The 11,155-nt window shown below is 66.1% G+C and carries 9 protein-coding genes and 4 pseudogenes; all 13 read left to right on the forward strand.

The window, feature by feature from the left end; all coding sequences use genetic code 11:
• Positions 1-446: 446 nt before the first annotated feature.
• Positions 447-1,754 (forward strand): cytochrome P450, encoded by a 1,308-nt coding sequence (locus tag AU381_RS00725; protein ID WP_014857763.1) that lies wholly within the window; start codon positions 447-449, stop codon positions 1,752-1,754.
• A gap of 1 nt (position 1,755) precedes the next feature.
• Positions 1,756-2,064, forward strand: a complete 309-nt coding sequence (locus tag AU381_RS00730) for a ferredoxin (protein ID WP_034859623.1) — start codon at positions 1,756-1,758, stop codon at positions 2,062-2,064.
• A gap of 38 nt (positions 2,065-2,102) precedes the next feature.
• A pseudogene (locus AU381_RS27930) lies at positions 2,103-2,276 on the forward strand (SDR family oxidoreductase); the annotation flags it as partial.
• Positions 2,276-3,298: pseudogene (locus AU381_RS29370) on the forward strand (cytochrome P450); the annotation flags it as partial. The pseudogenes AU381_RS27930 and AU381_RS29370, both read left to right, overlap by 1 nt.
• 117 nt (positions 3,299-3,415) lie before the next feature.
• Positions 3,416-4,396 (forward strand): polyprenyl synthetase family protein, encoded by a 981-nt coding sequence (locus tag AU381_RS29375; RefSeq protein WP_034859625.1) that lies wholly within the window; start codon positions 3,416-3,418, stop codon positions 4,394-4,396.
• A 135-nt stretch (positions 4,397-4,531) separates the two neighbouring features.
• Positions 4,532-6,082, forward strand: coding sequence for a hypothetical protein (locus AU381_RS00745; RefSeq protein ID WP_014857759.1), 1,551 nt, complete (start codon positions 4,532-4,534; stop codon positions 6,080-6,082).
• Positions 6,079-6,981, forward strand: coding sequence for a terpene synthase family protein (locus AU381_RS00750; RefSeq protein ID WP_014857758.1), 903 nt, complete (start codon positions 6,079-6,081; stop codon positions 6,979-6,981). Before AU381_RS00745 ends, AU381_RS00750 begins: the two co-directional genes overlap by 4 nt.
• Before the next feature lie 85 nt (positions 6,982-7,066).
• A complete protein-coding gene (gene fni, locus AU381_RS00755; protein ID WP_015633476.1) occupies positions 7,067-8,116 on the forward strand; it encodes a type 2 isopentenyl-diphosphate Delta-isomerase in 1,050 nt (349 codons plus the stop codon).
• Positions 8,117-8,211: 95 nt separating this feature from the next.
• Positions 8,212-8,339 (forward strand): annotated as a pseudogene (locus AU381_RS30585) (IS5/IS1182 family transposase); the annotation flags it as partial.
• Between the two features lie 153 nt (positions 8,340-8,492).
• On the forward strand, positions 8,493-8,714 hold the full coding sequence (locus tag AU381_RS31175) for a hypothetical protein (RefSeq protein WP_014857755.1): 222 nt from the start codon (positions 8,493-8,495) through the stop codon (positions 8,712-8,714).
• A gap of 176 nt (positions 8,715-8,890) precedes the next feature.
• Positions 8,891-9,406 carry a tyrosine-type recombinase/integrase gene (locus AU381_RS31180; protein ID WP_014857753.1) on the forward strand — a complete coding sequence of 172 codons (516 nt, stop codon included), beginning with the start codon at positions 8,891-8,893 and terminating at the stop codon, positions 9,404-9,406.
• Complete coding sequence (locus AU381_RS00770; RefSeq protein WP_015633473.1) at positions 9,403-10,404, forward strand: tyrosine-type recombinase/integrase; 1,002 nt, start codon at positions 9,403-9,405, stop codon at positions 10,402-10,404. The genes AU381_RS31180 and AU381_RS00770 overlap by 4 nt, the downstream gene beginning before the upstream one ends.
• Positions 10,405-10,516: 112 nt before the next feature.
• A pseudogene (locus AU381_RS27945) lies at positions 10,517-10,651 on the forward strand (transposase domain-containing protein); the annotation flags it as partial.
• Positions 10,652-11,155: the final 504 nt, after the last annotated feature.

An 11,155-nucleotide genomic window follows, 5' to 3' on the forward strand; every position in this document is an offset into this window, starting at 1 on the left:
CTTCACCTGGACCGCCGATCCCGACAAAATCATCGCTGCCGTCAAACGGGGGCACCAAGTGTTAGATTCCATCCACTAGTATAGCTTCGTCTTACGTCATTCGCTCCCGCAGCGCCTGCCGGTCACCTTCCTCCCTTCGATGACATAGCTTCGGTTCCATACTGGACGTCCGATCATGCCCGACAGACGAACCCTGACTTCTGCGCCAAGCTAAGGCGACCGACATACCTTGCGTTGACCTACTGTCGGGTTTGTCGCGTCCGCGACATAGTGATGTTCGGCCCGCGCGTGCCGCGCTCAGTTAAGTCATAGAATGATGTGCAGAGCAGCTTATCTGAGGCGCTCTCTGCGCAGTTGGCACAACTCTTGCTGCCTTAGTTGAACGGCGGCACACGCCGGATACCCTTCCATCGCTTGTCAGATCAGCCAGCCAACAGGTAACCAAGATGGACGCGCAAGAAACCACTGCAGCATGCCGGGACGCCTTCGCCGAACTGGCGTCGCCAGCGTGCATCCACGACCCGTATCCGTTCATGCGGTGGTTGCGCGAGCACGATCCCGTGCATCGCGCGGCGTCGGGCCTCTTTCTGTTGAGCCGCCACGCCGACATCTACTGGGCGCTCAAGGCCACGGGCGATGCGTTTCGGGGACCGGCGCCGGGCGAACTGGCGCGCTATTTCCCGCGTGCCGCGACGAGCCTGTCGGTCAATCTGATGGCATCCACGCTAGCGATGAAGGACCCACCGACGCATACGCGTCTGCGCCGGCTGATCTCGCGCGACTTCACCATGCGCCAGATCGACAACCTGCGGCCGAGCACCGCGCGCATCGTCGCAGCGCGCCTGGACGGCATGGCGCCCGCGCTAGAGCGCGGGGAGGCGGTGGACCTGCATCGGGAATTCGCGCTAGCCTTGCCCATGCTGGTCTTCGCCGAACTGTTCGGCCTGCCCCAGGACGACATGTTGGGGCTCGCCGCCGGCATCGGCGCCATTGTGGAAGGCCTGGGCCCGCACGCCAGCGATCCCCAGCTCGCCGCGGCGGACGCGGCCAGCGCCAGGGTGCTGGCCTACTTTGGCGACCTCATACAGCGCAAGCGCACCGATCCCCGCCACGACATCGTGTCGATGCTGGTCGGCGCACACGACGACGATGCCGACACGCTGTCGGATGCGGAGTTGATCAGCATGCTGTGGGGCATGCTGCTGGGCGGCTTCGCCACCACTGCTGCGACCATCGACCATGCGGTCCTGGCGATGCGGGCGTATCCCGAACAGCGGCACTGGCTGCAGGGAGACGCCGTGGGGGTGAAGGCATTCGTCGAAGAAGTCCTGCGCTGCGACGCGCCCGTCCTGTTCAGCCCCACTCCGCGTATCGCCCAGCGCGACATCGAGCTGGGCGGCGTGGTGATCCCGAAGAACGCGGACGTGCGGTTGCTGATCGCGGCCGGCAATCGCGACCCGGACGCCTTCGCCGATCCCGACCGCTTCGATCCCGCGCGGTTCTACGGCACCAATCCTGGCGGCACCAATCCTGGCATGTCGACCGACGGGAAGATCATGCTGAGCTTCGGCCACGGCATCCACTTCTGCCCCGGTGCGCAACTGGCCCGGATGCAGTTGGCCGAGAGCCTGCCGCGGATCCAGGCGCGCTTCCCCACGCTGGCATTGGCCGAGCAGCCGACCCGGGAGCCCTCCGCGTTCCTCAGGACGTTCCGCGCGCTGCCGGTGCGGCTGCATGCGCAAGGGGGGGGCTGAGATGCGCGTCGTGGTCGACCAGGATCTGTGCGGAACCACCGGGCAGTGCGTGCTGACGCTGCCGGGCACCTTTCGCCAGCGCAAACCGGACGGCGTGGCCGAAGTGTGCGTGGCGACGGTCCCGCAGGCGCTGCACGCCGCCGTGCTGCTCGCGGCCAGCCAGTGCCCGGTCGCCGCCATCCGGGTCATCGAAAGCGACACTGGCGATGGCGAGCGCGCCAGCGCGGACCCTGCGCCTTCTCCGGCGGAGGCTGAGCGGCATGCCGCGAAAGACCAACGCAATCCAGGAGGACACGATGGGACGGTTTGAAGGCAAAGTGGCCGTGGTGACCGGCGCCGGCATCGGCAAGGGACGTGGCCGCGCTGGTGGCCTTCCTGCTCTCCGACGATGCTGCGTTCATCACCGGCCAGGTCGTGTGCATCGACGGCGGCATGCTGGCGCATGTCCCGACGTACGCCGACGGTGGCAACAGCCGCGCCGCGCGGGCTGCCGGCGACACCGCCGAAGCGGGGCGCTGCTGATGGACATGCTGCTCAACCCGCTGGACCGTCGGCACCGGCTGCGGTACGACATCCCGGTCGTGCCCGGCGCTTTCCCCCTGGTCGGGCATCTTCCCGCCATCGTCTGCGACCTGCCGCGCCTGCTGCGGCGCGCGGAACGGACGCTGGGCAGCCACTTCTGGCTGGATTTCGGGCCTGCCGGACACCTGATGACCTGCGTGGATCCAGATGCGTTCGCACTACTCCGGCACAAGGATGTGTCCTCGGCGCTGATCGAAGAGATCGCGCCCGAATTACTTGGCGGAACGTTGGTCGCCCAGGACGGCGGCGCGCACCGGCAGGCGCGCGATGCAATCAAGGCGGCGCTCCTGCCCAAGGGGCTGACCCAGGCCGGCATCGGCGCCCTGTTCGCGCCCGTCATCCGGGCGCGGGTGCAGGCGTGGCGCGACCGCGGCGACGTAGCCATCCTGCGCGAAACCGGCGACCTGATGCTCAAGCTCATCTTCCGCCTCATGGGAATCCCAGCGCAGGACCTGCCGGGATGGCATCGCAAGTACCGGCAACTGCTGCAGTTGATCGTCGCGCCCCCGGTCGACCTGCCCGGACTGCCCTTGCGGCGCGGCCGCGCCGCCCGCGACTGGATCGATGCGCGGTTGCGCCAGTTCGTCCGCGACGCGCGCGCGCATGCCGCGCGCACCGGGTTGATCAACGACATGGTGAGCGCCTTCGATCGCAGCGACGATGCGCTCTCCGATGACGTCCTGGTCGCCAATATCCGCTTGCTGCTGCTTGCTGGTCACGACACCACCGCCTCGACGATGGCCTGGATGGTGATCGAGCTGGCGCGGCAGCCTGTGCTGTGGGACGCCCTGGTCGAGGAGGCGCAACGCGTGGGCGCGGCGCCGACCCGGCACGAGGACCTGGCGCAGTGTCCGGTCGCCGAGGCGCTATTCCGCGAGACGCTGCGCGTGCATCCGGCAATCACGCTCCTGCCGCGTCGCGCGCTGCAGGAATTGCAACTCGGCCAACGGCGCATTCCCGCGGCACCCATATCTCATGAGCTGGCATCGCATGCCCCGTGTGGCGAGGCAGCGGCGCCGGCCGCGGCGGATCGCCGCTCGCCGTGGCCGTCTCCTGTCAGGTACAAGGACATGAACAACATGCAGACCGATTCCACGCTACACGACGACCGAACTGGCGTTTCCGCGCTCGGCGGCGGCGCATCCGGCAGGCTGCTGCCGGAGATCTGGATGCAGGACGGCGCAAAGCGGGTCGAACAGGCGCTAGCGCGTCTTCTCTGCGCCGAAGACGACGGTGAGACCGAGCTGATGGCGGCGATGCGCTACGCCACCTTGCATGGCGGGAAGCGCACCCGCGCATTGCTCTGTCTGGCTGCCGGCGCACTGGCCGACACGCCGGCGCACATGCTCGACGACGTCGGCGCTGCCATCGAGATGATGCACGCCTGTACCCTGGTCCACGACGACCTGCCCGCGATGGACGACGACGTGCTTCGCCGCGGCCTTCCGACCGTGCACGTCAGGTTCGGCGAAGCCACTGCGATCCTGGTCGGCGATGCGCTGCAGGCGCACGCCTTCCTCACCCTGGCGAGCCTGGATGCGCCGGGCGACAACCGTATCGCGCTCGTGCGCGAACTGGCGCGGGCGGTGTCCGCCGAGGGTGCCGCAGGCGGGCAGGCCATGGATCTGTCGCTGGTCGGAAAGCACGTCGAGCTGGACAGGATCGTGGCAATGCACCGGATGAAGTGCGGAGCGCTAGTGCGCGCATCCGTTCGCATGGGCGCGCTATGCGCCATCGCGGAGGATGCCGCGCACGCTGCGCTGTACTGTGCGCTCGATCGCTACAGCGCCTGTTTCGGCCTGGCGTTGCAGGTGGTCGACGACATTCTCGACGCGACTGCGGATACCGCGACGCTGGGCAAGACCCCCGGCAAGGACGCGGCGGGGCAGAAGCCGACCTGCGCGTCGATCATGGGGCTGCAGGCAGCGCGCCAGTTCGCGCTGGATCTGTTGCGCGACGCCGGGGAGGCCATCGCCCCGCTGGGGCCGCGTGCGGAACGCATGGCGCAGATGCTGCAGCGGGCCAACGCGTATCTGTTCAAGCACGCGCCATGCGCATAAGCGCGCCGTCCGCATGGAGTCGCCCGTGTGCCGCTGGATCGACCAGCGGCAGCGGTGCATGCAGCACTGTGTCCGAGTTCGCGGCGACTGCCCGATCCTGGTTCTCGTCAACCGTCTGCAGAAGGAACATTCCGCGTGAACGCGCTGTCCGAACAGATCCTTTCCGAATTGCGCCACCTGCTGAGCGAGATGAGCGACGGCGGCAGCGTCGGTCCGTCCGTCTATGACACGGCGCGAGCTCTACAGTTCCACGGCAACGTCACCGGTCGGCAGGACGCATACGCGTGGCTCATCGCGCAGCAACAGGCCGATGGCGGATGGGGAAGCGCGGACTTCCCGCTGTTCCGCCATGCGCCCACGTGGGCGGCGTTGCTGGCATTGCAGCGTGCCGATCCTCTTCTCGGCGCTGCCGACGCAGTCCAGACTGCAACCCGGTTCCTCGAGCGCCAGCCCGATCCCTACTCGCATGTGGTGCCGGAAGACGCGCCGATCGGCGCGGAGCTGATCCTGCCGCAGTTGTGCGGCGAGGCCGCATCCTTGCTGGGCGGCGTGGAGTTTCCGCGCCATCCGGCGCTGTTGCCGTTGCGGCAAGCGTGCCTGGTCAAGCTGCGGGCGGTGGCGACGTTGCCGAGCGGCCATCCGTTGCTGCACTCCTGGGAAGCCTGGGGGACGTCGCCGACCACTGCATGCCCTGATGACGACGGCAGCATCGGCATCAGTCCGGCGGCCACCGCCGCGTGGCGTGCGCACGCCGTCACACAGGGGAGCACGACGCAGGTCGGGCGCGCCGACGCGTATCTGCAAGCGGCATCGCGGGCGACGCGCAGCGGCATCGAAGGCGTCGTTCCCAACGTCTGGCCGATCAATGTGTTCGAGCCATGCTGGTCGCTGTACACCCTGCATCTGGCCGGGCTGTTCGCGCATCCCGCGCTCGCCGAGGCGGTGCGCGTGATCGTTGCGCAGCTCGACGCCCGCCTGGGCGTGCGCGGTCTGGGCCCGGCCTTGCACTTCGCGGCCGATGCGGACGACACCGCCGTTGCGTTGTGCGTCCTGCGCCTTGCAGGCCGCGAGCCGGCGGTCGATGCGTTGCGCCATTTCGAAATCGGCGAGCTGTTCGTCACCTTCCCCGGCGAGCGCAATGCCTCGGTGTCGACCAACATCCATGCCCTGCATGCGTTGCGACTGTTGGGAAAGCCCGCCGCCGGCACCAGCGCCTACGTCGAGGCCAATCGCAACCCGCACGGTCTATGGGACAACGAAAAATGGCACGTTTCGTGGCTGTATCCCACCGCGCATGCGGTCGCTGCGCTTGCGCAAGGCAAGCCCCAGTGGCGCGACGAGCGCGCGTTAGCGGCGCTGCTGCAGGCGCAGCGCGACGACGGCGGCTGGGGCGCCGGTCGCGCGTCCACATTCGAGGAAACCGCCTATGCGCTGTTCGCGTTGCACGTGATGGACGGGAGCGAAGAGCCGACAGGGCGCCGGCGCATCGCGCAGGCGGTGGCGCGTGCGCTGGAGTGGATGCTCGCCCGCCATGCGGCGCATGCATTGCCGCAGACGCCGTTGTGGATCGGCAAGGAACTGTATTGCCCCACCCGGGTCGTGCGCGTGGCCGAACTCGCCGGGTTGTGGCTGGCACTTCGTTGGGGGCGGCGCGTCCTGGCCGAGGGAGCAGGAGCGGCGCCATGATCCAGACCGAACGCGCGCTGCAGCAGGTGCTGGAGTGGGGGCGTTCCCTGACCGGGTTCGCCGACGAGCATGCCGAGGAAGCAGTCAGGGGCGGCCAGTACATCCTGCAGCGCATCCACCCGAGCCTGCGCGACACCAGCGCCCGCACCGGCCGCGATCCGCAGGACGAAACGCTGATCGTGGCGTTCTATCGCGAACTGGCGCTGCTGTTCTGGCTCGACGATTGCAACGACCTTGGCCTGATCGCGCCGGAGCAGCTCGCCGCAGTGGAGCTGGCGGTGGGGCAGGGCGTGCCGTGCGCGCTCCCCGGATTCGAGGGCTGCGCTGTGCTGCGCGCTTCGCTGGCCGCGCTCGCCTACGATCGTCGCGACTATGCTCAGCTTCTCGACGATACCCGGTGCTACTGCGCGGCGCTGCGCGCCGGACACGCGCAGGCGGCAGGGGCGGAACGCTGGTCCTACGCCGAGTACCTGCACAACGGTATCGATTCGATCGGCTACGCGAACGTGTTCTGTTGCCTGTCGTTGCTGTGGGGGCTGGACATGGCGACCTTGCGCGCGCGTCCGGCGTTTCGCCATGTCCTGCGGCTCATCTCCGCGATAGGGCGCCTGCAGAACGATCTGCATGGACGCGATAAGGACAGGTCGGCCGGCGAGGCCGACAACGCGGCGATCCTGGTGCAGCAGCGCTATCCGGCTATGCCTGCGGTGGAGTTCCTCAACGACGAGCTGGCCGGCCATACGCGCATGCTGCACCGGGTGATGGCGGAAGAACGCTTTCCCGCGCCGTGGGGACCCTTGATCGAGGCCATGGCGGCCATCCGCGCGCAGTTCTACCAGACCTCGACCAGCCGCTACCGCAGCGACGCTGCGGGGGGAGGCCAGCGTGCGCCGGCCTGAATGCGCGGGAGGCGGCGGCGTGTGCGCGCTGCCGTCGGTCCGATCCGACGCAACGCCGTCGCCCGATGCGACGGATGGAGCGAGCATGAGCGACACCGCCCTGAGCCGGCGCAAGGACGACCATCTGGACATCGTGCTGGATCGGCGAACGGCGCCGGCCACGGTCGCCGCCGGCTGGGAGTACATCCGTTTCGAACACTGCGCATTGCCCGAGTTGGAGCTGACGCAGATCGACCTGCGCGCCTCGCTGCTGGGCAAGACCATGCGCGCGCCGCTGCTGATCAGCTCCATGACCGGCGGCATGCCACGCGCCGAGGCCATCAACCGGCATCTGAGCGAGGCAGCGCAAGACTTGGGGATCGCCATGTGCGTCGGTTCGCAGCGCTTGAGCCTGCAATCCCGCAACTCCCAGGGGCTGACGCGCGCGCTGCGCCGCCTGGCCCCAGACATTCCCTTGCTGGCCAATATCGGCGCCGCGCAACTTCGCGAGGCCGACGGCCTGGACCTGGCGCGCCGGGCGGTGGATGCGCTGGAGGCCGATGGACTCATCATCCATCTCAATCCGCTGCAGGAAGCGGTACAGCCGGAGGGCGACCGCGACTGGCGCGGCGTCCTGGCGCAGATCGCTCGCGCCGCGCGCAGCGTGGGCGTGCCGATCGTGGCTAAGGAAGTGGGGTCGGGCCTGTCCGCCTCGGTGGCCTGTGCGCTCGTCGAGGCGGGCGTGGCGGTAATCGATGTCGCCGGCGCCGGCGGCACCAGTTGGGCCGCGGTGGAGGGCGAGCGCGCCCGCGATGCCGCCGACCGTACCGTGGCGATGGCGTTCGCTGATTGGGGGATTCCGACCCCGGCCAGCGTGCAGGCGGTACGTCGGGCGCTGCCAACGGTGAAGCTGATCGCGTCGGGCGGGATCCGCGACGGCGTCGACGTGGCCAAGGCCATCCGCCTGGGCGCGGACATCGCTGGGCAGGCGGCCGGCGTGCTGGGCGCGGCGACGGTGTCCACCGAGGCGGTTGTCTCACATTTCGAGATCGTCATCCGCCAGTTGGCCGTCGCCTGCTTCTGCACCGGCTCGGCTGATCTGGCGGCGTTACGTCAGGCGCGCTTGTTGCCCTCGGCACATCTGCCCGCCGGTTGATGCCGGCGTCGCCCGCACGTGGCGGCGGGCGCCTAGCAGACTGCTGAAATACCTACGCCAAAGATAGACTACCGATCCCCTTGGCGAGGGGTTCGATGCGCAGGAGCGATGTGTTCATGGAGCAGCTGTTCACGATGAGCGGTTGGAGGATTTCGTGCCAGCCGATCATCCACTGCGCCCGATCCGGCTGATGGTCAATGAAGCGCTAGTGCGGCTAGACGGGTACTGTCACATTGATTGAGCGGTAAGGAAATTGAGGTAGCAGCGCACCCATGACCGTGAGTGCACCGACCTACAAGAACCACCGCTCAATCAATGTGACAGTACCTATTGAGAAGCTGCGTGAACTGAGCCTACCCTGGCCGGGAGGTGTCCAATGAGCCGGCTTCGCACAACGCTCAAGCGCTATGTCGGCATGCGCCAAGGGCTGGGATACAAATACGACGGTCCGGCACGACGGTTGTCGTCATTCGTCACCTTCATGGAAGCCCGCGGCGCCGATACCATCACGACTGATCTGGCGATGGAATGGGTGACGTTGATGGGCCGACAGCCGAGTTGGTCCATCCGCCTGGCTGATGTGCGCTGCTTTGCCTAGCACCTCACTCATTTCGATCCTCTGACGGAAGTGCCACCAAGCGACGCTGTGCCGCCGGCACGGCGGACAAAGCCCTACATCTATAGCGAGATCGAGATTCAGGCGCTTGTGGCGGCAGCACTTTCGCTGCCGCCGGCCCTCGACGCTGGAATCACTGCCGGTTCGGACTGATAGCGGTGGCCGGACTGCGCCATTCCGAAGCGCTCGGCCTGCTCCGGGCCGACGTCGATCTCGACCAGGGCGTCCTTACTATCCGAGAGACAAAGTTCGGCAAGTCACGGCTGGTCCCGCTGCACGCCACGACAATCGCTGTCCTTTCAGACTATGCCGTCCGACGCGATGCACACCTTGGTACGCCGCGCAGTCCCTATTTCTTCGTCGCCGAACAGGGCGGCAGATTGCTGCATCAATACGTGCACCGCGTGTTCTGGCGACTTTCCCGGCAAATCGGATTACGGCAGGAGGGGAATCGCGATGGCCCACGGATTCATGATCTTCGTCACCGTTTCGCCGTCCAGACCCTGATCAACTGGCATCGCGCTGGCGAAGATGTGGAACGCGAGCTGCCGGTTCTCTCGACCTTCCTCGGCCATGCGAATGTTCGCGACACCTACTGGTACCTGTCCGCCGCGCCGGAACTGATGAACCATGCCGTACGGCGATTGGATAAGCGCTGGGAGATTCGGTCATGAGACGCACGAACGACCTGGCCGTGCTGATCGAGCGGTGGTTCACAGATCGGCTCATGAAGCATCGAGGTGTAAGTTCCAACACCATTGCCTCCTATCGCGACACCTTCAGGCTCCTGTTTGCGTTCGCACAGACGCGCCTTGGGAGATCCCCATCTCAGTTGACACTGCGGGATTTGGACGCTCCTTTCATCGGCGCATTCCTGGAGGATCTTGAGACGAAGAGATCCGCCTCGGTGAGGACCCGGAACCTCCGCCTCACAGCCATTCGATCTTTCTTCCGATATGCGGGGTTCGAGGAGCCGGCACATAGCGCCCACATTCAGCGTGTGCTCGCGATCCCCAGCAAGCGATGTGACAAGCGGCAGCTTCAGTTTCTAACCAGGCCCGAGATTGGAGCGATCCTGGACTGCACGGATCGAAGCACGTGGCTGGGATGCCGCGATTACACTCTGCTATTGCTGGCCGCGCAAACGGGGCTGCGGGTCTCCGAGATCATCGATCTTGACCGAGACTCGGTAATGCTGGGCCAGGGCGCGCATGTGCAATGCGTCGGCAAGGGCCGCAAAGAGCGAAGTACGCCGCTCACCAAGGTTGCACAGCAAGCCCTCCGGCGTTGGCTCAAGGAACCAGGGAAGCGAGGCGCAACGGCTCTCTTTCCGAATATGCACGGTGGCAGCCTCAGCGCCGACGGCGTGCAGGCCCTGCTGAACAAATATGTCGCCAAAGCGCGCGAGCACTGCGTCTCCCTTCGCTCGAAGCGGGTGTCGCCCCATGTCTTGCGGCACAGCGCTGCCATGGAGCCGCTACAGGCGGGCGTCGATTGCTCGGTCATTGCCCTGTGGCTGGGCCATGAGGCGATGGAAACGACGCTGACCTATCTTCATGCACATCTTGAACTGAAGGAATCCGCACTCGCAAAGCTGAAGCCGTACGAAGGCGCCAAGACCAAGCGATTTCGACCAAATGACCGGCTTCTGGAATTCCTGAACGCCCTCTGAGCATGAGAACTATGCCGAGTGCCAACGACTGGTCTTCGACCAAAACGGCAAGAGAAGCGCGTTTCAACCGGTATGTTGGAAGAGGTGCTCGGCATAGTTCGACGGTCGGCATAAAACATGGAAAATGAATGGCGCCGATCCGCTCGACTGGCTCTCGCAGACCCTGACCCGCATTGCTCAAGGCTGGCCAGCATCCGAAATCGAAGCCCTCATGCCCTGGAACTTCAGGTCGGACGCCGTCAGCTAACCGCTTACCGCGTTTCACGCAATGTCCGGCATTCTCGTTGCTATTCCGAAACTTGCCGGACCGCTTCCGGCCCCAATTGAGACGCTCGGATTCATACGGACCAAGAATCCGTTCTTCCCGCTTCCCGGGCGTCCAGATCAAAGGCAGCAACGCGAACTCTCCATCCGCCTGAGACTGGAAGCCGGCAGCATGCCGCTCAGTCCGGATGTCTCCGGTCCTTCGCCTTGAAGGGATATGAACCCGCGGCCCGCCGGCCAATTCAAACTAAAGCATTGAAATACTGTGACAGTGTCATCACCGTTCCGCGGTTGCCGGCGTGCTGTGTCAAATCGCCGTGGGTAAATTTGCATTCGCTTGACCGACGACGCCCTGCCTGGCATACAAAGCTTGGCCCTACACGCGGGCCGGTGTGCCCGCCACGCAAAGCTAGTGGTATCCGCCTAACATAAGAGTCCGTATGGGATTCCCTTTGGCGAGTGCGTATGCGAGTGTGGCGCATGCGCA

The sequence above is a fragment of the Sinorhizobium glycinis genome (assembly GCF_001651865.1).
GTDB lineage: Bacteria > Pseudomonadota > Alphaproteobacteria > Rhizobiales > Rhizobiaceae > Sinorhizobium > Sinorhizobium glycinis.

What these genes read in the sequence shown, in the direction of transcription:
- AU381_RS00725 (WP_014857763.1), top strand. Translation starts at nt 447, where the DNA reads ATGGACGCGCAAGAAACCACTGCAGCATGCCGGGACGCCTTCGCCGAA.
- AU381_RS00730 (WP_034859623.1), top strand. Translation starts at nt 1,756, where the DNA reads ATGCGCGTCGTGGTCGACCAGGATCTGTGCGGAACCACCGGGCAGTGC.
- AU381_RS29375 (WP_034859625.1), top strand. Translation starts at nt 3,416, where the DNA reads ATGCAGACCGATTCCACGCTACACGACGACCGAACTGGCGTTTCCGCG.
- AU381_RS00750 (WP_014857758.1), top strand. Translation starts at nt 6,079, where the DNA reads ATGATCCAGACCGAACGCGCGCTGCAGCAGGTGCTGGAGTGGGGGCGT.
- fni (WP_015633476.1), top strand. Translation starts at nt 7,067, where the DNA reads ATGAGCGACACCGCCCTGAGCCGGCGCAAGGACGACCATCTGGACATC.
- AU381_RS31175 (WP_014857755.1), top strand. Translation starts at nt 8,493, where the DNA reads ATGAGCCGGCTTCGCACAACGCTCAAGCGCTATGTCGGCATGCGCCAA.
- AU381_RS00770 (WP_015633473.1), top strand. Translation starts at nt 9,403, where the DNA reads ATGAGACGCACGAACGACCTGGCCGTGCTGATCGAGCGGTGGTTCACA.